The sequence below is a fragment of the Bradyrhizobium sp. genome (genome assembly GCF_030693485.1).
Lineage (GTDB): Bacteria > Pseudomonadota > Alphaproteobacteria > Rhizobiales > Xanthobacteraceae > Bradyrhizobium.
This window is the reverse complement of record NZ_JAUYAN010000087.1, coordinates 1-24,487: the sequence shown is the minus strand read 5'-3', so window position 1 is coordinate 24,487 and position 24,487 is coordinate 1. Positions and strand designations below refer to the sequence as shown.

At 64.2% G+C, this 24,487-nt stretch carries 19 protein-coding genes and 2 pseudogenes; 8 read left to right on the top strand and 13 right to left on the bottom strand.

All coding sequences use genetic code 11. From position 1 onward, the window contains the following. A partial coding sequence (locus tag Q8N40_RS06535; RefSeq protein ID WP_305322271.1) for a DUF6489 family protein occupies positions 1–230 on the bottom strand: 230 nt, incomplete at its 3' end. 116 nt (positions 231–346) lie between these two features. Then, entirely contained in the window at positions 347–1,603 is a 1,257-nt protein-coding gene (locus Q8N40_RS06530; protein WP_305711231.1) for an FAD-binding oxidoreductase, read from the bottom strand. A 209-nt stretch (positions 1,604–1,812) separates the two neighbouring features. Here Q8N40_RS06530 and Q8N40_RS06525 point away from each other — a divergent pair, with 209 nt between their 5' ends. The 7 genes from Q8N40_RS06525 (at position 1,813) to Q8N40_RS06495 (ending at position 10,116) form a co-directional block, all read left to right on the top strand. Further along, positions 1,813–3,408, top strand: coding sequence for an ABC transporter substrate-binding protein (locus Q8N40_RS06525; protein ID WP_305322269.1), 1,596 nt, complete (start codon positions 1,813–1,815; stop codon positions 3,406–3,408). A 96-nt stretch (positions 3,409–3,504) separates the two neighbouring features. Continuing rightward, complete coding sequence (locus Q8N40_RS06520) at positions 3,505–4,485, top strand: ABC transporter permease (protein ID WP_305322268.1); 981 nt, start codon at positions 3,505–3,507, stop codon at positions 4,483–4,485. Positions 4,486–4,501: 16 nt separating this feature from the next. Continuing rightward, positions 4,502–5,473 carry an ABC transporter permease gene (locus Q8N40_RS06515; protein WP_305322267.1) on the top strand — a complete coding sequence of 324 codons (972 nt, stop codon included), beginning with the start codon at positions 4,502–4,504 and terminating at the stop codon, positions 5,471–5,473. Between the two features lie 31 nt (positions 5,474–5,504). Then, the gene (locus Q8N40_RS06510; protein ID WP_305711230.1) at positions 5,505–6,491 is read left to right on the top strand and encodes an ABC transporter ATP-binding protein; all 987 of its coding nucleotides are present in this window, start codon (positions 5,505–5,507) and stop codon (positions 6,489–6,491) included. Continuing rightward, positions 6,488–7,489, top strand: coding sequence for an ABC transporter ATP-binding protein (locus Q8N40_RS06505; RefSeq protein ID WP_305711229.1), 1,002 nt, complete (start codon positions 6,488–6,490; stop codon positions 7,487–7,489). The genes Q8N40_RS06510 and Q8N40_RS06505 overlap by 4 nt, the downstream gene beginning before the upstream one ends. A 103-nt stretch (positions 7,490–7,592) precedes the next feature. After that, entirely contained in the window at positions 7,593–9,398 is a 1,806-nt protein-coding gene (locus Q8N40_RS06500; RefSeq protein WP_305711228.1) for a gamma-glutamyltransferase family protein, read from the top strand. Between the two features lie 7 nt (positions 9,399–9,405). Continuing rightward, positions 9,406–10,116: a DUF1028 domain-containing protein gene (locus tag Q8N40_RS06495; protein ID WP_305711227.1), complete on the top strand. Its 711-nt coding sequence runs from the start codon at positions 9,406–9,408 to the stop codon at positions 10,114–10,116. A 114-nt stretch (positions 10,117–10,230) separates the two neighbouring features. Here the strand turns inward: Q8N40_RS06495 and Q8N40_RS06490 are convergent, their stop codons facing one another. The 4 genes from Q8N40_RS06490 to Q8N40_RS06475 form a co-directional block, all read right to left on the bottom strand. Beyond that, entirely contained in the window at positions 10,231–10,974 is a 744-nt protein-coding gene (locus Q8N40_RS06490) for a hypothetical protein (protein WP_305319915.1), read from the bottom strand. A gap of 139 nt (positions 10,975–11,113) precedes the next feature. Next, positions 11,114–14,209 carry a multidrug efflux RND transporter permease subunit gene (locus Q8N40_RS06485; protein ID WP_305711226.1) on the bottom strand — a complete coding sequence of 1,032 codons (3,096 nt, stop codon included), beginning with the start codon at positions 14,207–14,209 and terminating at the stop codon, positions 11,114–11,116. A 58-nt stretch (positions 14,210–14,267) separates the two neighbouring features. Next, positions 14,268–15,461: an efflux RND transporter periplasmic adaptor subunit gene (locus Q8N40_RS06480; protein WP_305318733.1), complete on the bottom strand. Its 1,194-nt coding sequence runs from the start codon at positions 15,459–15,461 to the stop codon at positions 14,268–14,270. Position 15,462: 1 nt separating this feature from the next. Beyond that, complete coding sequence (locus tag Q8N40_RS06475) at positions 15,463–16,143, bottom strand: TetR/AcrR family transcriptional regulator (protein ID WP_305318735.1); 681 nt, start codon at positions 16,141–16,143, stop codon at positions 15,463–15,465. Between the two features lie 202 nt (positions 16,144–16,345). Between Q8N40_RS06475 and Q8N40_RS06470 the strand changes: the two genes are divergently transcribed. After that, complete coding sequence (locus tag Q8N40_RS06470; RefSeq protein WP_305711225.1) at positions 16,346–17,566, top strand: cytochrome P450; 1,221 nt, start codon at positions 16,346–16,348, stop codon at positions 17,564–17,566. Positions 17,567–17,812: 246 nt separating this feature from the next. Here Q8N40_RS06470 and yghU read toward each other — a convergent pair whose 3' ends face one another. The 7 genes and pseudogenes from yghU to Q8N40_RS06435 all read right to left on the bottom strand — a co-directional run. After that, positions 17,813–18,694: a glutathione-dependent disulfide-bond oxidoreductase gene (yghU, locus tag Q8N40_RS06465; protein WP_305711224.1), complete on the bottom strand. Its 882-nt coding sequence runs from the start codon at positions 18,692–18,694 to the stop codon at positions 17,813–17,815. 121 nt (positions 18,695–18,815) lie between these two features. Beyond that, a complete protein-coding gene (locus Q8N40_RS06460) occupies positions 18,816–19,679 on the bottom strand; it encodes a sugar phosphate isomerase/epimerase (protein WP_305318730.1) in 864 nt (287 codons plus the stop codon). Beyond that, a complete protein-coding gene (locus Q8N40_RS06455) occupies positions 19,679–20,872 on the bottom strand; it encodes a dihydrodipicolinate synthase family protein (protein WP_305711223.1) in 1,194 nt (397 codons plus the stop codon). Before Q8N40_RS06455 ends, Q8N40_RS06460 begins: the two co-directional genes overlap by 1 nt. Positions 20,873–20,882: 10 nt before the next feature. Then, entirely contained in the window at positions 20,883–22,034 is a 1,152-nt protein-coding gene (locus Q8N40_RS06450; RefSeq protein WP_305711222.1) for a Gfo/Idh/MocA family protein, read from the bottom strand. Beyond that, positions 22,031–23,434 (bottom strand): hypothetical protein, encoded by a 1,404-nt coding sequence (locus tag Q8N40_RS06445; RefSeq protein ID WP_305711221.1) that lies wholly within the window; start codon positions 23,432–23,434, stop codon positions 22,031–22,033. The genes Q8N40_RS06450 and Q8N40_RS06445 overlap by 4 nt, the downstream gene beginning before the upstream one ends. Before the next feature lie 13 nt (positions 23,435–23,447). Then, positions 23,448–23,654, bottom strand: a pseudogene (locus tag Q8N40_RS06440) (ABC transporter ATP-binding protein); the annotation flags it as partial. 2 nt (positions 23,655–23,656) lie between these two features. Next, positions 23,657–24,088, bottom strand: a pseudogene (locus Q8N40_RS06435) (ABC transporter permease); the annotation flags it as partial. Between the last annotated feature and the right edge of the window lie 399 nt (positions 24,089–24,487).

The window sequence follows — 24,487 nt, the reverse complement described above, 5'->3', positions numbered from 1 at the left end:
CCGCCGAGGCCCGCCATGGTCACGAACATGTCGCCAAACCGCTCGGCGATTTTCGGATCGAAGGTGAACCAGCTCTGCATCAGCGCTTCCGGCGAAACCTTTTCGATGTTGGCCAGCATCTGCTGCTGAAGCTTGTCCATGACCGCCGTTTGCATCGGCTGCACGTCCGGAAGCCCGAAGAACTGCCGGGCTTCGAGCGGCGTGCAATCTATTTCAACGTTAACCTTCATGTCGGCTCCTGACCGCTGGTTCGACAGCTTGCCACAGTATCGCCGCGACAGGCAGCGCGGCGCAAGCGGCCTGACCGGACCGGGAGCCGTCCCGGGGCCTCATTCCGCCGGTATGGTCAACCGAAACGCTCGACGGCAAAGGGCGTGGGATCGGCAAACGGCGTCTCGCCGGTCATCATCTCCGCCAGCAGACGCCCGGTCGCCGGGCCGAGCGTCAGGCCATGGTGGTGGTGGCCGAAATCGAACCACAGCCCGGCATGACGAGGCGCCTTCCCGATCACCGGCAGCATATCGGGCAGGCACGGCCGCGCGCCCTTCCAGGGCTTTGCATCGACCGCTTCTCCCAGCGGAAACAGCTCGTGTGCCCGTGGCAGCGCCCGCTCCAGTTGGACCGGGGTGGCCGGCGCATCGCGGCGGGCAAATTCGACCCCGGTGGCGAGGCGAATGCCGCGGTTCATCGGCGCCAGCACATAGCCGTTGTCAGCGTCGAGCACGGGATGATGCAGCACGGCATTGCCGCGCGGCGCCAGGTGGATATGGTAACCGCGCTTGACGTTGAACGGAATCGAATAGCCGAGGCGGCCGAATACCAGATCGGACCACGGTCCGAGCGCGACCACTACCTCACGCGCACTCACCTTGCCATCGGGTGTCGCGACCTGCCATCGCCCGCCGGGCTCCTGCTCCAGGGTCTGCGCATCGGCAACCATGAAGCGTCCCCCCTTGCGGTGAAACAGCGCAGCATAGGCTTTCGCCAGCCCGCCCGGATCGAGCACGAAGCCAGGCTCGGTGAAATGGACCGCACCGGCGAATTCGCCGCTGAGGTGGGGCTCGCGCTGGATGATCGCCTTGCTGTCGAGGATTTCGCCTTGAACGCCGTATTGTTTCGCCCGCTCGAAATCCCGCACCGCATTGGCGAGCGTGGCATCGTGGCGATACATCTTGATCCAGCCGCACCGCCGCAACAACTCCAGCGCGCCGGCTTCAGCCATCAGCGTCTCATGCTCGGCCAGGCTGCGGCGGATCAGCGGCATCACCGCCAGCGCGCCGCGCAGCGCCCGGTCCGGCGCGGAAGCGAGATAATAGCGCAACAGCCACGGCAGGAAGCTCGGCAGATCGGCGGGGCTATAGCGCACCTGCGGCGCCCTGTTCAGGGCGTGGCGGAGGATCTGTCCGAGATCCCGGGGAAACATGTAGGGAAATACCGACGCGCATTCGATCATTCCCGCATTGCCGAAACTGGTTTCCTCGCCGGCGAGTTCGTGCCGATCGACCAGAATGACATCGCGCCCCCGCTGCTGCAGGTGCAGGGCCGCGCCGACACCGACCATGCCCGCACCCAGCACGACAACGTCGGCCTTGAATTCCGCCATCACGGCACTCCCGTTGAATGCTACTTACCAGTTCCGCTGCTTAGCGCGAAGCCAGCTACTGCGGTAGAGGCGCGGAAACCGGGCTGATCCGGGGAAATCGCGCTTGCGCGGCGGCCAAACTCTGGCAACAATGGAACAGGCACATTGGACTGTCATGGCTGCCATGATTGCAGCAATATACAGCGCGCCACAGCGGAGAATCCTGAAACATGCCGGTACGTCATACCTTGTTCGCAGCGACCACCATGTCGATCGTCGCTCTGGCGATCGCCCCGGCGTCGGCCCAGACCCTGCGCTATGCCAATCAGGGCGACCTCAAATCGCTCGACCCCTATACCCTCAACGAAAGCACCACCCACGCCCATATCGGGCAGGTCTATGAAGGCCTGATCGCGCGCGACAAGGAGCTGAAGATCATACCGGGCCTTGCCGAACGCTGGGAAACGCCGGAGCCGACACGCTGGCGCTTCCATCTGCGCAAGAACGTCAAGTTCTCGAACGGCAACCCCTTCACCGCCGACGACGTGGTGTTCTCGGCCGACCGCGTCCGGGCCGCCGGTTCCAACCTGCAGACCCGCATTGCCAAGGATGCCAAGGTCGTCAAGATCGACGACCACACCGTGGATTTCATCCTGACTTCGCCCAATCCCATTCTGCATTCGCAGTGGGATACCTGGTACATCATGGACAAGGAATGGTCCGAGGCGAACAACGCGGCCGCGCCGACGCCGGCAGCGGCGACCTCGCCGAGTTTTGCTTCGCTCAACGCCAACGGCACCGGCGCCTTCACCATCGAAAGCCACCAGCCCGGCGTCAAGACCGTGTTCAAGGCGAACCCGAACCCGTGGCGCAAGCCCGAGCACAATCTCAAGGAGATCATCTTCACGCCGATCGGCTCCGACGCCACGCGCGTGGCGGCGTTGCTGTCGGGCGAAGTCGACGTCATCGAGCCGGTTCCGCTGCAGGATATCTCCCGCGTCGACTCCAGCCCCAATGCGCAGGTGCTGAAGGGTCCCGAGCTGCGGACGATCTTTCTCGGCATGGACCAGGTCCGCGATGAACTCCTGTATTCGAACATCAAGGGCAAGAACCCGTTCAAGGACATCAAGGTCCGCGAGGCATTCTACAAGGCGATCGACATCGAGCTGATCAAGACACGCGTGATGCGCGGACTGTCGACGCCATCGGCGCTGATGATCGCGCCGCAGCTGTTCCCGCTTTCCAGGGACTTCACCCGTCCGAAGCTCGATCCCGACGGCGCCAAGAAGCTCCTGACCGAGGCCGGCTATCCCGACGGTTTCGAAGTCACGATGGATTGCCCGAACGATCGCTACGTCAACGACGCCGCGATCTGCCAGGCGGTGGTCGGCATGCTGGCGCGCATCGGCGTCAAGGTGAACCTGCTGGCGCAGCCCAAGGCGCAGTATTTCGCCAAGGTGCTGAAGCCCGGCGGCTACCAGACGTCGTTCTATCTGCTGGGCTGGACGCCCGGCACCTCGGACGCCCACAACGTCCTGCACGACATCATGGGATGCCGCGACGATCCGAAATCCAACCGCGGCGAGGCCAATCTCGGCGGCTACTGCAACAAGAATCTGGACGCCATTGCCGACAAGGTGCTGCTGGAGACCGACAGCACCAAGCGCGACCTCATGATCAAGGAAGCGTTCGAGATCGGCGCCAAGGATTTCGGCTATATCCCGTTGCATCAGCAGGCGCTGGCATGGGGGGTATCGAAGAAGGTGAAACTGACGCAGCGTGCCGACAATCAGGTTATGCTGTATTGGGCAACCAAACAGGACTAGACGGTCTCCGCGTTCATGGTCCCGGTGGCTTGCCGCTCCCGGGACCGTTCATTTCGGGCTGACGCCCGTCCGCCATACATGAAGTGAAAGGAACACATGCTCGCTTTCACTCTTCGCCGGGCCATCCAGGCGATTGGCGTCATGATCGCGGTCGGGATCATCTCTTTCTCGATGTTTCGTTTCGCGGGCGATCCGGTCAACCAGATCGTTTCGCTGGATACGCCGGCCGCCGAACGCGAGGCCGTGCGCAAGTCGCTCGGGCTCGACGATCCGGTGGTGCTGCAGTTCGCCCGCTATTTCGGCAACGCGGCGCAGTTCAAATTCGGTGTCTCCTATCAATTTCGCCAGCCCGTTTCCAACCTGCTGATGGAACGGATGCCGGCGACGCTGGAACTCGCGGCCTGCGCCACCGTTTTCGCGATGGTGTTCGGCATCCTGATGGGAGTCTATTCGGCGCTGAAACGCGACACATGGCTGGCCAAGGTATTCCAGGCGGTGTCGCTGATCGGAATTTCGCTGCCGACCTTCCTGATCGGCATCCTCCTGATCTATCTGTTCGCGGTGGTGCTGGGCTGGCTGCCGTCATTCGGCCGCGGCGACGTGGTGCGGCTGGGATGGTGGACCACTGGCCTGCTGACGGTTTCCGGGCTCAAGGCCCTGATCATGCCCTCGGTCACGCTCGGCCTGTTCCAGATGACTCTGATCATGCGGCTGGTGCGGGCCGAGATGCTCGAGGTGCTGCGCACCGACTACATCCGCTTTGCGCGGGCGCGCGGCCTGACGACGCGCGCGATCCATTTCGGGCACGCGCTGCGGAACACGCTGGTGCCGGTGATCACCGTCGCCGGCCTGCAGTTTGGCTCGGTTATTGCATTTGCAATCATTACCGAAACCGTCTTTCAGTGGCCGGGCATGGGACTGTTGTTCGTACAAGCCGTGCAGAACGTCGATATTCCGATCATGGCCGCGTACCTGCTGATGGTGTCCCTGATCTTCGTCACCATCAATCTGGTGGTCGATATTCTCTATACGGTGGTCGATCCGCGGCTGCGTTCCACCCTCCGCCGCCCGACCTGAACCCGGAAACTCCCTGATGAGCGACGCCGTCGTGCCGCACCCCGTCGAAACGAGCACGCCGCGCCCGCAAGCCGGCAGCGGCTGGCTCAAGCGCGCCCTCGACAGCGACGTGTTCTATTCGTTCCGGCGCTCGCGAATGACGATGGTCGCAGGCGCCGTGACCCTGCTGTTCTTCCTGCTGGCGCTGCTGGCGCCGCTGCTGGCGGTGCAGAACCCGTTCGATCCGGCGCAGCTTCAACTGATGAATTCGCGGATCTCGCCGCTGTGGACCGCGGATGGACAAAGCCCGTTCCTGCTCGGCACCGACGAACAGGGCCGCGACGTGTTTTCCGCCATTCTCTATGGCTTGCGGATATCGCTCACGGTGGGCTTTCTCGGCGTGCTGTTCTCCGGCACCCTCGGCATCATCCTCGGACTGATCGCAGGCTATGTCGGCGGCGCGGTCGACGGCCTGATCATGCGGATCGCCGACGTGCAGCTGACCTTCCCCGCCATCCTGATCGCGCTACTGATCAACGGCGTGGTCAAATCGGTATTCGGCAACAGCCTCGACGCCACCAGCACGCTGGGCGTGCTGGTGTTCGCGATCGGATTGAGTTTCTGGGTGCAGTATGCCCGCACCGTGCGCGGCTCGGTCATGGTGGAGAAGAACAAGGATTACGTGGCGGCGGCGCAGCTGATCGGGCTGCCCGCCCCCGTGATCATGCTGCGGCACGTGCTGCCCAACGCGATGGGACCGATCCTGGTGATCGCCACTATCAACCTCGCGCTTGCCGTCATCACCGAGGCGACGCTGTCGTTCCTCGGCGCCGGCATGCCCGACACCATGCCCTCGCTCGGCACCCTGATCCGGATCGGCAACAATTATCTGTTCGCGGGCGAATGGTGGATCGTGGCCTTTCCTGGCCTCGCGCTGGCGTCGCTGATCCTGGCGATCAACCTGCTCGGCGACTGGCTGCGCGATGCGCTCAACCCGAAACTCCGATGAGCAGCGCCGCAACACCCACGCGTCCGACCCCATGAGCGAACCCGTTCTCTCCGTGCGCAATCTGAAGGTGGAGTTCGTCACCCGCCGCGACACCCTGCGCGCCATCGACGGCGTATCGTTCGACATCGCCAAGGGCGAGGTGCTGGGCGTGGTCGGTGAATCCGGCGCCGGCAAGTCCGTCACCGGCCTTGCGGTCATCGGCCTGATCGACCGGCCCGGCCGCATCGCCGGCGGCGAGATCTATCTGTCGGGCATGCGGATCGACAATCTGCCGCCGGAGGAACTGCGCCGTATCCGGGGCAAGCGCATCGGCATGATTTTCCAGGATCCGCTCACCAGCCTCAATCCACTGTACCGGATCGGCGACCAGCTGGTCGAGACCATCAAGACCCATCTCAACCTGTCGGAAACGGCGGCGCGCAAGCGCGCCATCGACCTGCTGGCCGAGGTCGGCATTCCCGCCCCGGAAAAGCGCATCGACGCCTATCCGCACGAATTCTCCGGCGGCATGCGCCAGCGCGTCGTGATCGCACTGGCGATCTGCGCCGAACCCGAACTGATCATCGCGGACGAACCGACCACCGCGCTCGACGTTTCGGTGCAGGCCCAGATCATCTCGCTGATCAAACGGCTCGGGCGCGATCACGGCACCGCCGTGATGCTGGTGACCCACGACATGGGCGTGATCGCCGAGACCTCGGACCGCGTCGCGGTGATGTATTCCGGCCGCATCGCCGAGATCGGCCCGGTGCGGGACGTGGTGCAAAACCCGCTGCATCCCTATGCCAAGGGCCTGATGGGCGCGATCCCGACGCTCGCCAGCGACACCGATCGCCTGGTCCAGATACCCGGCTCGATGCCGCGGCTGTCGGCGATCCCGCCGGGCTGCCCGTTCAACCCGCGCTGCGCCTTCGTGTTCGATCGCTGCCGGGTCGAGCGGCCGGAACCGGTCCGTCACGGCTCCCAGGCCGTGGCATGCCATCTCTATGACAGCACCGCGACGGAAACCGCGGCATGAGTTCAGCTCCTTTCATCGACGTCAAGAATCTGCGCCGCGTATTCGATGTTTCAAAACCCTGGCTCAACCGGGTGATCGAGGGCGGCCAGCTCGAATTTCTCAAAGCGGTCGACGGCGTCACCTTCGACATCAAAAAGGGCGAGACCTTTGCCCTGGTCGGCGAATCCGGCTCCGGCAAGACCACCGTCGCCCGCATGGTGGTCGGCCTGCTGCCGCCGAGTTCGGGCGAAGTCATCATCGACGGCGTGTCGATGAGCGCCGCCAGGCAATTGCAGGCGCGCCAGCAGCTGCGCCGCCGCATCCAGATGATCTTCCAGGATCCCTATGCCAGCCTAAATCCGCGCTTCCGGGTCGATGCCATCGTCGCCGAACCGATCCGCGCCTTCAACTTGATCGAGGGCGAGCGCAACATCCAGGCGCGGGTCGGCGAACTCCTGACGCTCGTCGGCCTGCATGCCGACGACGGCTGGAAATATCCGCACGAATTCTCCGGCGGACAGCGGCAGCGGATCGCCATCGCGCGGGCGCTGGCGTCGGAGGCCGAGTTCATCGTCTGCGACGAGCCGACCTCGGCGCTCGACGTCTCCGTGCAGGCGCAGATCCTCAATTTGATGCGCGACCTGCAGGACAAGTTCGGCCTGACCTATCTCTTCATCAGTCACAACCTCGCGGTGGTCCGCCACATGGCGAGCCGTATCGGCGTGATGTATCTCGGGCGCATCGTCGAGATCGCCGAAGGCCGTGAACTCTTCAGCAACCCGCGAATGCCCTACACCAAAATGCTGCTGGGCGCGGTTCCCGATCTCGCGATGTCCGGCCGCCAGCGGATCCCGGTGCAGGGTGAAATTCCCAACCCGATCGATCCGCCGCCCGGCTGCGCCTTCAATCCGCGCTGCCCGCTGGTATTCGACCTGTGCCGCAAGGTCGCGCCGGCGCTGATCGACGGGGTTGCCTGCCACGCCGTCAACGATCCCGCTCGCGCCGCCGCGCCAGCCTGATCATCACGACGGGAGCAGCAATGCGTTCCGGCTTGGTTGGCAGGCCGTCCCGGCTGTGGTCAAGTGCCGCAGCCCCGCGGCCCAAGCGCACCGATGGATCCCCATGAGCAACATCAATCCCGATCCCTTCACCACCCGGCCGGAAATCGAAGGCACCTTCGGGGTCGTGACTTCCACCCACTGGATCGCCACCGCGGTCGGGATGGCGACGCTGGAAAAAGGCGGCAATGCCTTCGATGCCGGGGTCGCCACCGCCTTCACGCTGCAGGTGGTGGAACCGCATCTGAACGGTCCGGGCGGCGACGTCCCGATCATCGTCCACGACGTCAAGCGCGCGCGCACCGAGGTGATCTGCGGCCAGGGCCCGGCCCCCGCGGGCGCCACCATCGCGCATTATCGCAGCGAGGGCCTTGAGATGGTGCCCGGCACCGGGCTGCTGGCCGCCTGCGTGCCCGGCACGTTCGAATCCTGGATGCTGCTGTTGCGCGACTACGGCACGCTGCGGCTGCGCGACGTGCTGGAGCCCGCCATCGCCTATGCCCGCGACGGCTACCCGCTGGTGGAGCGCGCCGCCGCGACCATCCAGACCGTCGAGAAAATGTTCCGCACGCACTGGAAGACCTCCGCCGCGGTCTATCTGCCCAACAACGAGGTGCCGAGGCCCGGCACGCTGTTCACCAACAAGACGCTGTCGGAAACCTACGCCCGCATCCTGAAGGAAGCCGAAAGCGCCGGCAGCGACCGCGTCGCGCAGATCGAAGCGGCGCGGCGCGCATGGTCGAAGGGTTTTGTCGCCGAGGCGATCGACAAGTTCTGCCGCACCCAGGACATCATGGACGTCAGCGGCTCGCCGCATAGAGGCGTGCTGCGCGCCGACGACATGGCGCGCTGGCAGCCCTCGGTCGAGGCGCCGCTCACCTACGACTATGGCCGCTACACCGTCTGCAAACCCGGCGTATGGAGCCAGGGCCCGGTCATGCTGCAGCAGCTCGCGCTGCTGAAGGGATTTGAGCTCGACGGACTCGATCCCACGGGACCGGAGTTCATTCATTTGTGGACCGAAGCCGCCAAACTCGCCTTCGCCGACCGCGAGAAATTCTACGGCGATCCTGACTTCAGCGAGATCCCGATCGCGACGCTGCTGTCGGACGCCTACAATGACGAGCGCCGCAAGCTGATCTCGAAAGACTATGCCTCGCTCGATTTCCTGCCCGGCTCGGTGGAAGGCTTTGGCTCGGTCGTCAAGTTGCGCCGCCAGGAAGGTCAGCGCGAGGCGGTCGGCGCGATGGGCGCGGGCGAGCCGACAGTCGGCCGCTTCGGCGAGGTACGTGGCGATACCGTGCATTTCGACATCATCGACCAAGCCGGCAACATGATCTCGGCGACGCCGTCCGGCGGCTGGCTGCAGTCGTCGCCGGTGATTCCCGAACTCGGTTTCTGCCTCGGCAGCCGCGCCCAGATGTTCTGGCTCGAGGACAATCACCCCGCCGCACTGGCGCCGGGCAAGCGCCCGCGCACCACGCTGTCGCCCACCATGTGCCTGCGCGACGGCGAGCCCTACATGGCCTGGGGTTCGCCGGGCGGCGACCAGCAGGACCAGTGGACCACGCAATTCTTCCTGCGCCACGTTCACGCCAACATGAATCTGCAGGAAGCCATCGACGCGCCGGCATGGCATTCCGAGCATTTCCCGATTTCGTTCTGGCCGCGCACCTCGCGGCCCGGCGTGCTGGTCGTGGAAGACCGCGTGCCGAAGGCGACCGTCGATGTCCTGAAGGCTCGCGGCCATGTCGTCGAGACCGGCCCCGCCTGGTCGGAGGGCCGCCTCACCGCGGCCTCGAAACTCGGACGCCGCCGCCGCGCCGCCGCCAATCCAAGGGGCATGCAGGGCTACGCCGCCGGACGGTAAGCACGAGATGACCTGGTCGATCATCGCCCGCGACAATGCCACCGGCCAGTTCGGCATCGCGGTCGCGACCAAGTTCTTCGCGGTCGGCGGACATGTGCCGCATATCGCCGCCAATTTCGGCGCTATCGCGACGCAGGCGCTGATCAATCCCTATTACGGCATCGACGGCTTAAAACTGCTGCGCGAGGGACGCAGCGCCCGCGAGATCATCGACACCCTGATCGCGGCGGATGGCGGCCGCGAGAGCCGGCAGTTGCACATCCTGGATGCCGGCGGTCGTATCGCTTCCCATACCGGAAGCGACTGCATCGACTGGTGCGGGCATATCGAGGGCACCGGCTTTTCGATTGCCGGCAACATGCTGGCGGGCGCGCGCGTGCTCGATGATACCGCGCAGGCCTATCTTGCGCAGGATCACCTGCCGTTCGCGCAACGCCTGATCGCGGCGATGCGCGCGGGCGAAGCCGCCGGCGGTGACAAGCGCGGCAAGCAATCCGCCGCACTGCTGATCCACGGCGATGAGGAATGGTCCGCGCTCGATTTGCGCGTCGACGACCATGCCGATCCGCTGGCCGAACTCGAGCGCCTCGAAGCCGTCAGCCGCGAGCGCTGGGTGCATTTCCGTCCCTTCCTGCCGACCCGGAAGAACCCGGCCGGGATTACCGACCGCGCGACCATCGACGCCGGAATCGAAGCCGGCATTGCGCGTGGGAAATGAAGGTGTAGTTGCCGGCGATATCGTTGCAGGCGTCGAGCTTGGTGACGGCGTCTACCCAAGCACCACTGCGCCCGCTCTCCCGCCCTTGCGGGGGAGGGTTGGGGTGCTGCCCCCTTAGATCACCGTCTCCCGCAACACCCTGCGGCAATCCATCTCGTATTCGAGGTCGATTACCGGCGGGCGGGCGAAATGCCAGATCAGGCCGGACCGCATCACGCCGCGGCGGACCAGTTCGTCCGCGATGACCGGATGAAAATCATGCACGGTATAGGCCTGCGCCGCCGTGGTATCCTTCCAGCCGAAACCGAAGGCGCCGAGGCGGGCTTCCATCGAGGCCACGGTGAAGCGGACCTTTTCCTTCAAACCGTCCGCGCTGAGGTCGCGGTAGCGCACGGTGCGCTCGGCATAGCTGCCGGGCCCGTCGCGGGATTCGGCGCCGCCGGCGATGACGAAACTCGGGCTGGGATTGCCGCTCGGGCGGGTGAACGCGAAGGAGAAAAATGACGGCTCGGCCGGCGGATCGATCTCCGGACAGACATTGCTGCGCGCCACCGGATTGGTTGATCCGTCGAACAGGCCCCATTCCGCCAGCGTCTTGACATAGTGCTGGTTGAACTTCAGGAAGCCGTCGTCGGTGAACGCCGCGGGCGAGCGCAGCTCGCAGGCGCAGAACGAGGTCAGCGGCCGTCCCGCATCCTCGATGTATCGCTTGATCAGCGCAAAACCCTCGGCCAAGGGCGGCATCTTGTCGAAGCGCACGCGCTCGACCTCGTAGCCCGGGCTGGCCGCGGCACCGCTCGAATACTGAAACACCGCCGGGATAAAGCTGTAATTGCCGGCCGGAAACTCTTGAATCATGTCTGGTGCCCCCTGGGTGCTTTTCTCATGCTGCGTGCGGACGCCGCTGGCGTTCGCGAGCAGGGCCAGGATAGCACGGGGCAAAACGAAAGCGACAGCGGGCGTTGGATCCGCTGTCGCACAGGAGGTATGACCTTGCTCAGGTCGTCTTCAATCCGCCCGCACCCAGATCGAACTCCTCGATCTCCCGGGCGCGCTCGGATTCGGCGCCGGCGCGGTGATCGGTAGCGATCGCCACATAGACCGCGGGCAGCACGAACAGCGTGAACAGCGTGCCGATCATCATGCCGGACACCACCACCAGACCGATCGAGAACCGGCTGGCGGCACCGGCGCCCGTTGCCGTCAGCAGCGGCAGCAAGCCCGTCACCATCGCCGCGGTGGTCATCAGGATCGGACGAAGCCGGACCCGCGCCGCCATCTCGATCGCCGAACGCTTGTCGAGCCCTTCCTTGAGCTGCAGTTCGTTGGCGAACTCGACCATCAGGATGCCGTGCTTGCTGATCAGTCCGATCAGGGTCAGCAACCCGACCTGGGTATAGATGTTGATGGTCGCGAGGCCGAAGAACAGCGGAATCAACGCACCCGAGATCGCCATCGGCACACTGATCAGGATCACCAGGGGGTCGCGCAGGCTTTCGAACTGCGCCGCCAGCACCAGGAAAATGATGATCAGCGCGAAACCGAATGCGATGGCGAGCTGATTGCCCTCCTGCACATACTGCCGGGAATCCGCCAGAAAGGAATGGCTGTAGCCTGCCGGCAGGTTTTTGGCCGCGCCCTCGAGGAAGTTAACGGCCTGTCCGACGGTAACGCCCGGCATCGGCACCGCCTGGAAGGTGGCGGAGTTGAGCTGATTGTAGTGCGTCAGCGCATTGGGGTCGGTGGCGGTCTCGATCGATACCACGGTCGACAGCGGCACCTGCTGGCCGGTCGTGGTCGGCACGTAGAAATCATCGAGCGATTCCGGCGACAACCGCAAGCCGCGGGGCACCTGCGGAATCACCTGGTACGACCGTCCCTCGAGACTGAAGCGGTTGGTGTAATTGCCGCCGAGCAGCGTTGCCAATGTGTTGCCGATCTGCGCCATGGTGATGCCGAGGTCGCTGGCCTTGGAGCGGTCGATCTTCACCCGCACCACCGGCTGGTTGAAGTCGAGATCGCTGTCGGCAACGATGAACAGCCCGCTCTTGCGCGCGGCGGCCTTCAGCTTCAGCATCTCCTCATAGATCGCCTGATAGCCGTTGGTGGAGTTGATCACCATCTGGATCGGCAGGCCGCCCGGACCGCCGGGCAATGGCGGCAGGTTGAACGCGAACGCATTGACGCCTTCGATCTTGCTCAACTCGGCCTGCACCAGCGGCTTCAGCTTGATCGAGGAACGCTCGCGCTCGTCCCACGGCTTCAGCAGCATGCCGGCGATGCCGTTGCTGGGGCCGGCGGTTCCGTTGATCACGAAACGCAGGTCGGTCTCGGGAAACGCCGCGAAGGCCTTGTCCATCTTGCTGCTGTAGAAATCGGTGTAGTCGATATTGGCGTATTTCGGCGCCTTCACGACCGCGAACACGATGCCCTGATCTTCCTCCGGCGCCAGCTCCTTCGGGGTGTTCTGATAGAGAAATACCACGAGCCCGAGGATCGTCACCGCGAACATCGCGGTGATCGGGCGATAGTCGAGCGAGCGGTCGAGTTGCCTGCCATACCAGCGCGTGGTGGCGCCGAATACCTTGTCGACCTTCCGGGCGAACCAGCCGCCCTGCCCGTGCTTGAGCAGCACCGAGCACATCATCGGCGACAGCGTCAGCGCGATCACGCCGGAGACGATCACCGACCCCGCCAGCGTAAAGGCGAATTCGCGGAACAGCGAACCGGTGAGGCCGCCGAGGAATCCGATCGGCGCGTAGACCGCGGCCAGCGTGATGGTCATCGAAATCACCGGACCGACGATTTCGCGCGCGCCCTGCAGCGAGGCCTGGACCGGCGATTTGCCCTCCTCGAGATGGCGGTGGATATTCTCCACCACCACGATGGCGTCGTCGACCACGAGTCCGATCGCCAGCACCATCGCCAACAGCGTCAGCAGGTTGATGCTGAAGCCCATCACCAGCATCAGGCTGCAGACGCCGATCAGCGACAGCGGAATGGTGACGACCGGAATGATCACGGAGCGGAACGAGGCCAGGAACAGGAAGATCACCACGACCACGATGCCGACCGCCTCGATCAGGGTCATTTGCACCTCGTCGATCGAGGAACGGATGAACTTGGTCGAATCGTAGGCGACTTTCATCTTGAGCGACGGCGGCAGGTTGCGCTCGAGTTCGGGAAACAGCGCCCGCACGCCGGTGACGATGTTGAGCGGATTGCCCTGCGGCGTCGCCTGCACGCCGATGAAGATCGCGCGCTCGCCGGAGAAGGCGACGCTGGCGTCGGTGCTTTGCGCCGACAATTCGACGGTGGCGACGTCTTCCAGCCGCACGAAGCCGCCGTCCTTGGCCTTGACGGTCATGCGCTTGAACTGGTCGACGTTCTGCAGGTCGGTGTTGGCCGTCACGTTGGAGACGATGAAGTAACTCTTGGCCTGCCCGGCGGCGGCCTGGAAGTTGTTTGCCCGGATTGCGACCGCGATGTCGTCGGGCGATACGCCGCGTCCGGCCATTCGCGCCGGGTCCAGCCAGATCCGCATCGCGAAGGTCTGTCCGCCGAGAATGTCGGCCGACGCCACGCCATCGACGGTGGACAGGATCGGTTGCACCACGCGCGTCAGGTAGTCCGAAATCGCCGATCCCGAGAGGTCATCGCTGGAGAACCCGAGATACATCACCGCCGTGGTCTGGCCGGTCGTCTTTACGATCACCGGATCGTTGGCTTCTCTCGGAATCAGGTACCTGACCGAGTTCACCTTCGCCATCACTTCGGTCAGCGCCTGATTGGGATCGAAGTTCAGCTTGACGTAAACCGAAATCAGGCTCTGGCCCTGGGTCGAGGACGATGTGACGTAGTCGACACCTTCGGCCGCAGACACCGCCTGCTCCAGCGGCGTGGTGATGAAGCCCTGCATCAATTGCGGCGACGCGCCGGGATAGACCGTCGTCACCGTGATCACGGTGTTCGACAGTTTTGGATATTGCCGGATCGGCAGCGACGTCGCGGCCTTGAAGCCGATCAGCAGGATCAGCAGGCTGACGACCAGCGACAGCACGGGGCGCTTGATGAAGATATCGGTAAAAGCCATTACAGGCGCTCCGTGGTCGAACTTTTGTTTGCGGACCCGCAGGCCCGCGCAGAATGGCCTAGTTGCGCGGCGCCGTGGCCGGCACCGGCGGCGCCGGGTCGGTCGAGATCGCGACCGCGGCACCGGATTGCAGCTTGAGCTGCCCGACTGCCACTACGCGATCGCCCGGCTTCAGGCCGGTGGCGATGACGGCGCGCCCGTCGATCCGATCGCCGGTGCGCACGAAGGTACGGACGGCAGTCAGGCTCACCTTGCCGTCATCCGCCTTCTTTTCCGTGATCAGATAAACCGAATCGCCATAGAGCGTGTAATCGATCGCCGTTTCCGGCACCGTGACCACGGCGGGCTTGTCCGGCAGCACAACCGTCGTGGTCGCGAACATGCCGGGCTTCAGGATGCGATCGGGATTGGCGATGGTGGCCTGCACGCGGATGTTGCGCGTATCGCTGCTGATCTGCGGCTCGATGGTGGTGATCTTGCCCTCGAAAGTCTTGCCGGGATAGGCATCGACCACGATCCGCACGGTCTGCCCGACCTTGAGCAGACCGCTGTCCTTTTCCGTCGTGGTGAAATTGGCAAACAGCATCGACAGATCGGTCAGCGACACGATCTGCGTGCCCGCGGTGAGGTACTGTCCGACCTCGACCTTGCGAACGCCGAGGTCACCGTCGAACGGGGCGCGCACCAGCTTTTGTGAAATGATCGCCTGGGTCCTGGCGATGCCGGCCTGGGCCTGGTCATAGGCGGCCTGCGCGGTATCCACCGTCGCCTGCGGACCGAACTGGCGCGACGCCAGCTGCTTGGCGCGTTCCAGCGTCAGCTGCGCCACGGTGGACTGCGCCTTGAAGCTGGCGAGGTCCGCCTGCTCGGGGCCGTCGAACAATTGTATCAGCGGCGCGCCGGCCTTTACGGTGGCGCCCGCGGTGAACATGATCTCGGTAATGCGCCCATTGACATCGGAAGTGACGTTGACCTGATGCACGGCAGCGAGATCGCCGACCGCCTTCAGCAGGTTCGGAATTACTTCCGATTTGGCCTCGGCAACGGTGACCGTGATCGGCGGCGGCTTCATGGTGGCGAAGAACTGCGCGATCATCTTGCTGCGAAACCAGTTGAACCCGACGATGCCGCCGACCAGCAACGCCAGCAGCAGCCCGACGATGATGAACCAGCGCACCATGCGCACCGGACGCTTCGGCGGCTTCTCGGTGATCGGCTTGCCCGAGATATGGGGTTCGGTCACGATATTCATGTCATGTACTTTCTGCAGAAACCGATTGCCCCGGAGCCGGCGACATTTCGCGGTCCAAATGCGAAGCAATTGCGGCTTCGTTGAGTCCAATTCCGCGCAGGATGAATTCGCAAAGTTGCCGTTCGAGACCGGCCGCATTTCCGTAAGTGAGACAGGGGACTGCCGGAAGCCGCGTGAGCGCCGCCGTCAGCACCGTGTGATGCGCAAACCAGAACAGGTTGAGCGGCTCGTTCCCGATCCGCGATGCCTCACCCGCCGCTACCGCGCGTTCGAGCGATGAGGTGAACACCGGCCCGATCAGGTCGCCGACCTTGCCATAGAGCAGCCGGGCGAATTCGCCGTCATCGAGATGGCTGGTGGTCATGAGCCGGAGGCGTTGCGCTTCCTGCTCATCGACCGTGATCTGCATGAAATGTTCGACCATGCCCCGGACCAGTTCGACCAGGGTCGCGGTCGACGGCTCCAGGCCGAGCAGATGCATCAGATCGGGATCGGCCTCGCACTCCTCCGCCAGGATCTCGGCATATAGCGCCGCCTTGGACGGAAAATGCTTGAACAGCAGTCCTTCCGAGATGGCGGCGGCGGCGGCGACGCTCCTGGTCGTCGTCCCGGCGAAGCCGTGGCGGGCAAAGCATCGCTTGGCGGCGCTGAGGATTAGCTGCCGCCTCAGGTCGCTGGTCATGCGCAAGGGAGTGCTCATTGTTGTGAGTAAGCACTCACCTCCGCAAAAGTCAAGGGTTATGCTGCGGTGCACGCGGCCGCTTGAATACCTCAGGCCTGCTTCGGATGGCACTCCAGCGGTCCTGAAGCGGAACCGCAGCGGCCGCCGGATTTTGCGAAAGAGCGAAAACGTCATATCGGTCTGCATCAAAGGGTATGGCAGCATGAATGCGGATGCGCGCGAACTGTCGGCGGGTTTCGATATCGAGAAGCTGACGCCGGTGTTCTATGCCGACCCCTATCCGACCTATCGTGCCCTGCGGGAGCATGAGCCGGTCAAGCGCATGCCCAACGGCTCCTGGTTTCTGACCCGCTATGACGACCTGGTTAGCGCCTACAAGAACACCAGGCTTTTCTCATCCGACAAGAAGCGAGAGTTTTTCCCGAAATACGGCGATTCGCCGCTCTACGAGCACCACACCACCAGCCTCGTCTTCAACGACCCGCCCGCTCACACAAGAGTGCGGCGGCTGATCATGGGCGCGCTGTCGCCGCGCGCCATTGCCGGGATGGAGCCGGACCTGATCGCGCTGGTGGACCGGCTGCTAGCCGGGATCGCCGCCAAAGGCAGTGTCGATCTGATCGACGACTTTGCCGCCGCGATTCCGATCGAGGTGATCGGCAATCTGCTGGATGTGCCGCAAGAGGAACGCGGCCCGCTGCGTGACTGGTCGCTGGCGATCCTGGGCGCGCTCGAGCCGGTGATCTCCCCGGAAGTTTTTGCCCGCGGCAATAAGGCGGTGACAGAGTTTCTCGCCTATCTGGAAATCCTGGTGGCGCGGCGCCGTGCAAAGCCGGGCAACGGCGAACGCGACGTGCTGACCCGGCTCATTCAGGGCGAGGACAATGGCGAACGGCTGACCGAGAAGGAATTGCTGCACAACTGCATCTTCCTGCTCAACGCCGGGCATGAGACCACCACCAACCTGATCGGCAACGGGCTGGTGGCGCTGTCCGGCAATCCCTCGCAGAAACAGCGGCTGATCGAACATCCTGATCTGATAAAGACCGCGGTCGAGGAAATCCTGCGGTACGAAAGCTCGAACCAGCTCGGCAACCGCATGACCACCGAACAGGTCGAGCTCAGCGGCGTGACGCTTCCCGCAGGCACGCCGGTGACGCTGTGCATCGGCGCGGCCAACCGAGACCCTGCGCACTTCACCGATCCGGAAACCCTCGACATCGGCCGCACCCCGAACCGGCATCTCGCCTTCGCCACCGGCGCGCATCAATGCGCCGGCATGGCGCTCGCGCGCCTCGAAGGCGCCATCGCGATCTCGCGATTCCTCGCCAGGTTTCCCGATTACGCGCTGAACGGCGCACCGGTGCGCGGCGGTCGCGCCCGCTTTCGCGGGTTCTTGAGTGTGCCGTGCACGGTCGGTTGAGAGCGACAGACCTAGCCTGCCTTCCGCTTGCCGCTGCTCTGACGACCATCAACGGCGTGGTCACGCCGCAGCCGCGCCTCTACCCGCCAGCCGCCGGCCCGGGCATGCTCGTAAAACAACAGCTTGCAAAGATGCGTCTTCGCGTCGTGCCCACCTCCTCCCAACGAACTAATTTGGTGGGCACGCGGAGCTTTTCATCGGGCGCGCATTCGCGCGACCCGTCGGCTTTTCCTGCAATTCCATTTTTTAACCCGCCGCCTGCACGGCCTCGACCTTGTCCTGCGTTTTCGTCTCGAAATCGCTCGCCTCATGCCGTTCGTGCAGCTGGCTGGACGGTTCGCCCCAGGTGCGGTTGACCATGCGTCCGCGCTTGACCGCCGGGCGCGCGGCGATCGTATCGGTCCAGCGCTGCACATTCTTGTACGACTGGACGTCGAGGAATTCGCCGGCGCCATACAGCACGCCCTTGACCAGGCTGCCGTACCAGGGCCAGACCGCGATGTCGGCGATCGTATAATCCTTGCCTGCGAGATATTCACTCTCCGCAAGGCGGCGGTCGAGCACGTCGAGCTGGCGCTTCACCTCCATCGCGAAGCGGTCGATGGCGTATTCGAACTTGCTCGGCGCATAGGCGTAGAAATGCCCAAACCCGCCGCCGAGATACGGCGCGGCCCCCATCTGCCAGAACAGCCACGACAGCGTTTCGGCGCGGGCCGCCGTGTCGGTCGGCAACAGCGCCCCGAATTTTTCCGCCAGATGCACCAGTATGGCGCCGGACTCGAACACCCGGATCGGCGTCGCGCCGCTGCGGTCCATCAGCGCGGGTATCTTGGAATTCGGATTGACCGCCACGAAGCCGCTGCCGAATTGATTGCCGTCGATCTTGATCAGCCAGGCATCGTACTCCGCTCCCTTGTGGCCGAGCGCCAGCAACTCCTCCAGCATGACCGTCGCCTTGACGCCATTCGGCGTCGCAAGGGAATAAAGCTGCAGCGGATGGCGGCCGACCGGCAATTCCTTGTCGTGGGTTGGCCCCGCGATGGGACGGTTGATGCCGGCGAATTTTCCGCCGCTCTCCTTGTTCCAGGTCCAGACTTTCGGCGGGGTGTATTCGGCGGGTTCGGTCATCGCATGGGCTCCAGGCAGCCGACGGGTTGGTCGGCCGCACTGATATCAACAAGGTTCGGGCGAACCGCAAGGGCCCGGCGCGGTCTGCGACGGCAGTGCCCCAATGCAGAATGGCGAGAGCTCACACCACCGTCCGATGCCGCTCGATGCAGGTCCGCAGTACCTCGTCCATCGGCTTTGCCCACCAGCCCTCGGAAAAGATCTCGATCTCGGAATAGCCGGCAAAGCCCTGTGCCTCGACCGCTGCGCGCACCGATTTGATATCGATCACGCCGTCGCCCATCATGCCGCGGTCATTGAGGACATCCTTGGTCGGAACCAGCCAGTCGCAGACGTGAAACGCCAGCAGCCGGTCCTTGCCGGCGCGCGCGATCTGCGGCAGCAATTCCGGGTCCCACCAGATGTGATAGACGTCGAGCGCGACACCGAGCGCGCCCGTGCGTCGCGGATCCAGCCGGTCGCAGATGTCCAGCGCCTGCTTCGTGGTATTCACGCAGGCACGGTCGGCGGCATAGGTCGGATGCAGCGGCTCGACCGCCAAAGGCATGTTTGCCTGCTTGGCGTATTCCATCATTTCCGCGATGGCGTCGTCGACCTGCGCCCGCGCGCCTGCAATATCCCTGGAAAGCACACTGCCCGGCCGCGAATATTGCGGCAAGCCGCCGACCACCAGCACGATGCAGGGTGCGCCGAGCGCCTTGGCCTCGTCGACCGCGCGGCGGTTGTCGTCGCGCGCCTCGGTGCGATGCGCCGCGTCCGCGACAAACATTCCGCCGCGGCAATATCCCGTCAGATCGAGCCCGGCATCGCGCACCGCCCTCGCCGCGCGATCGAGCCCGACCGCCGCAACCTGGTCGCGCCAGGGGTCGATGGCACGGATGCCATGGCGCGCGCAGGCGTCGATGATCTCAAGAAGATCGCCCTGCTTGCGGAGTGTCGCCGTGTTCAGCGACAGCCAACGATGGTCGGCGGAAAAATCCCGCATCACGCCTCGATGCCGCGCAGCGCCAGCACCGCCTTCATCCGCCGCGTCGCCATTTCAGGATTGGAAAGCAGGCCTGCCTGGTCCGCCAGCCGGAACAGTTCGGCCAGATGCAGCGTCGAGCGCGTGCTCTCCTGTCCGCCGACCATCGTAAAATGGTCCTGATGACCGTTGAGATAGGCCATGAACACGATGCCGGTCTTGTAAAAACGGGTCGGCGCCTTGAAGATATGGCGTGACAACGGCACCGTCGGTCCCAGCACGTCGTGGAAGCCGGCCTCGTCGCCGGCCGAAAGGCGCGACAGCGCGTAGGACGCCGCCGGCGCGATGGCGTCGAAAATGCCGAGCAGCGCGTGGGAAAAACCCCTGTCGTCGCCGGCGATCAATTCGGCGTAATTGAAATCGTCGCCGGTATACATTTTCACATCAGGATCGAGCCGGCGGCGCATGTCGATCTCGCGCTGCTTGTCGAGCAGCGAGACTTTTACGCCGTCGACCTTGGCCGCGTTGGCGTTGATGATGCCGACCGCTATATCCATCGCGGTATCGAGACTCTCGGTGCCCCAGTAATTCGCCAGCGCCGGGTCGAACATGTCGCCGAGCCAGTGGATAATCACGGGCTCGCGGACCTGCGACAGCACGCGGTTATAGACCCTGGCATAATCATCGGCGTTGCGGCCGAGCTTTGCGAGTGCGCGCGAGGCCATCAGGATGATGCGCCCGCCGGCCTTTTCAACCGCCGCGATCTGCTCCTCATAGGCGCGGATGACGTCGTCGATCGACTTCGCATCCTCCACCGCAAGGTGATCGGTGCCGGCGCCGGAAAACACCAGCGCGCCGCCCCTCGCCTTTGCCGCGCGCACCGAGCGCTGGATCAGTTCCAGCGAGGTCGGCCAGTCCAGCCCCATGCCGCGCTGCGCGGTATCCATGGCTTCGGCGACGCCGAGGCCGAGGTCCCAGATGTGCTCGCGGAACGCAATGGTGCGGTCCCAGTCGATCGCAGAGGCGAGCCACGGATCGACGTCGGCCAGCGGATCGGCCACCACATGCGCGGCGGAGAATGCCACGCGGTTCAGCGTGCCCTCGAGCCTGGCGGGAAAGGTACGCGAGGCCGCGAGCCGATAGCTCTCGATCAGGCCGCCTCCGGCGGGCAGTTTCAGCGACAAAGACGAGACGGGCATAACCGGCTTGTTCATGATCCCCTCCTCACACCCCAATCGGCGCGACGTCAACCCAGCGCCGCTCGCGCCAGCTCTGCAGCGCGCATTCGGCGAGCTGCACGCCCTTGGCGCCTTCCAGCAGCGTATACTTGTAGGGCGCGTCCTCACAGACGTGGCGAATGAACATTTCCCACTGTTCCTTGAAGCCGTTGTCGTAGGTGGTGTTCTCCGGCAGCTTCTGCCAGTCGGCATAGAAATCGTGGGTGCGTTTCTCGTCCGGGTTCCACACCGGTCGCGGCGTCGCCTGGCGGGCCTGGATCACGCAGTCGGAAAGCCCAGCCACCGCCGATCCATTGACGCCATCGACCTGGAAGGTGACGAGGTCGTCGCGGTAGACCCGCGTCACCCAGGACATGTTGATGTGCGCGATCACGCCGCCCTTGAGCTTGAAGGTAGCATATGCGGAATCATCCGCCGTCGCCTTGTACTTCCTGCCCTTCTCGTCCCAGCGGTCGGGAATATCTGTGGTGCCGAAGCAGCTGACGCTCTCGACATCGCCGAACAGATTATCGAGCACGTAGCGCCAGTGGCAGACCATGTCGAGAATGATGCCGCCGCCGTCCTCGCTGCGGTAATTCCACGACGGCCGCTGAGCCTCCTGCCAGTCGCCCTCGAACACCCAGTAGCCGAATTCGCCGCGCACCGAGAGTATCCGGCCGAAGAAGCCGGAATCGCGCAGGAAGGCGAGTTTCTTCAGGCCCGGCAGGAACAGCTTGTCCTGCACCGTGCCGTGCTTGACGCCTTTTGCCGCGGCGAGCCTGAGCACATCAACGGCCTCGTCGAGGTTGGTCGCGATCGGCTTCTCGCAATAGACGTGCTTGCCGGCATTGATCGCCTTGGTCAGCAGCGACGGCCGCGCCTGGGTGGTGGCGGCGTCGAAAAAGATGGTGTCGCGCTCATCCCGCAGGGCGGCGTCGAGGTCGGTGGTCCAGCGCGTCACATTGAAGCGTTTGGCCAGCCCCTCGATCTTCCCGGCGTCGCGGCCCACCAGAATCGGATCCGGCATCATGCGGTCGCCATTGCCGAGCAGCACGCCGCCGGAATCGCGGATCGCGACGATCGAACGGATCAGATGCTGGTTCAACCCCATGCGGCCGGTGACACCGTTCATGATCACGCCGAGGCGGTGCGTCGTCATATCGATTGCTCCTGCAGGATTCTTGCTTTTGGTTGTTGAAGCGGCGACAGCGCCGCCCACTCCGGATGAACTTTCGAGGCAAAGCCTGGCGCCGTCAGCGATCCCGTCAGGAGATCGCCGTCATGGATCGACAGCCGGATCTTCTCGCCGTCGCGCCTGTAGAGATCGGGATGCGCTGACAGAAACGCTTCCGCCTCCGTAGCCGGGGTCTCGGCAAAGCCGTCGACATAATGATGGCCGTTGCGCTCGGCATGGGTGACGCCGATCAGCGCGCCCAGCGCCAGATCCTGCTGCACGCCGAGGCCGGCCTGACAGGTCAGGTCCTCGCCCGAGATGAAGAACCGCTCGCCATCCGCGCTCCATTTGGCGGCGCGGGTGGCGTTGACCACAGACTTGTAGATACCCTTGCAGGATTTCGAGGAAATCCCGCGATAGCCGAGCGCGCGGGCGGCCGGGAATGCGTCGTAGGAATCATCGGCTTCGTCGATGATGATGTCGCGCCGGGACAACACGCCGAGCGGCGATTGCCTGAAACTGTCGCGCGGCATCGGCTGCTCGATATAGAGCAATCTGGTCGCGATCGGTTTCAGCGCGGCGTCGCGATCGAGACGCTCGACCAGCGCGCCAAGAGCCATGAGATCGGCATATTGTTCATTGGCATCCAGCGTGACGCTGTAGGCGTGCGGCAGCGTGGCCAGTTCATTGCCGATCCGGATCAGCCGCGCCGCGTCGGCCTCGGGATCGCCGTTGAGCTTGAGCTTGAAATAGCGCGCGCCGGCATTTTCGTGCGGGTCGGCAACACCGCCAGTGCCTTCAACCTGGTCGTCCATGCCGACGGTATGCCGGACCGCGACGCGCTCCAGCCGCTGGCGCCCGCGCAGGAATTGCGCGATGTCGTTATCCCCGACGTCAGGCGACAGCCGCGCATCGATCCCGGCGATATTCTGCGCCATGCCGTCGAAGAAATTAGTAGCCGTGCCGCGCAGCAACGCGTCCAGGATCGCCTTGTCGATCTCGGCCGGGCCGAAACCGGCGGCGAGCGGCGGGATGTCCTCTTTCGCGCAGGCCTCGACCTGCGCCGCGATCACGGCGGCGTGGTGCCCGAACGCGGTGTCGAGGCCGGATCGCGCCAGATAAAGCTCGCGCGCGATCGCCAGCGCGCGGCGCAGTCCATCAACGGTCTGTTGCGGCGAAAGATGCGTGCGCTTGTCGAACCATTTCGATGCCATCATTTCGGCGCCGGCGCCGATGGCGGTCCCCTTGCCTTCGATCTCGATTTCCACGCGCACGAATACCTGCACGGACGAGGTGATGACCACGCTGCCGAACCGGAACGGCTTGGCGAACGGAATCGACCGCTCGAAGAATGAAACGTCCCGCACGGCGATACGTGGCGGCATGTTGCCCTGCCTTTTAATCCAGCGTGCTCTGGGTGAAGAAATGCTTGCGGATGCGCTGCACCAGGTCGGTGAACACAGGATCTGCCATGGCGTCAAGCGAGCGCGGCAGCGGCACGTCGTAGATCGCCGCGATCGAGCCCGGCCGCTCCGTCATGACCAGCACGCGGTCGGCGAGGAACACGGCTTCCGGGATCGAATGGGTGATCAGGAGCACGGTCTTGCCACCGGAAAGAAGCCGAGCAGGAACGCCGAGATCACCTTCGGGATGATGCCGAAGCCGAACCAGACCACGAACAAGGGCGCGATCGCGATCTTAGGCACCGACTGCGAGAACACCAGCAGCGGATAGATGTAGCTTTCCACCGTCTTCGATCCCGCGATCAGCATCGCCACGGGAATGCCGAACACCGCCGACAGCAGGAAGCCGCGGATCGTCGCGTAGGTCGTCGGCCACGCCTGTTGCAGCAGTTCCGGCCAGTCGGTCCACAGCACCGCCAGCACATCGCCGGGCGCCGGGATCTGATAGGGCGGAATCCGGAACAGCCGGATGGTCAGATCCCAGGCCACCACGATGAACAACAGGAACAGAACCGACCGAACCCACGCCGCGTTCAGCGTCCTGGACACCGCTCCTGGACCTTTCGGCTCCGCCACGCTTCGCTCCCTGATCGGTCTTGCTTGGCGGACAAATTAACTTGTTGGATAAATACTGTCTAGGGGGATTCGGGGGCAATTTTGGTGCGGCCGGGACTTGGTCAAACGGGGAATGCCGGGTAATTCCGGTGTGACCTGGCAACGCGTGTCAGAACTTCACAGCGTCATTGCGAGGAGCACTCGCGACGAAGCTTCGCTCGCAATGACGTTGATAGATTGGAACGAATTAGCGGGGCTCCATCCGGGCTTCGTAGCAGAGCGCGCGCTAGTAGCACCGCATGATGTTGACGGTCCGCTCGGTGTTGTTGCGGCCGGGAACGGTGACGGTCTCCGCGTTGCAACTCTGCACATAGGGCCGGTCGGAAGGTGCGACCATCGGCGGAAAGCGATGCGGCCAGT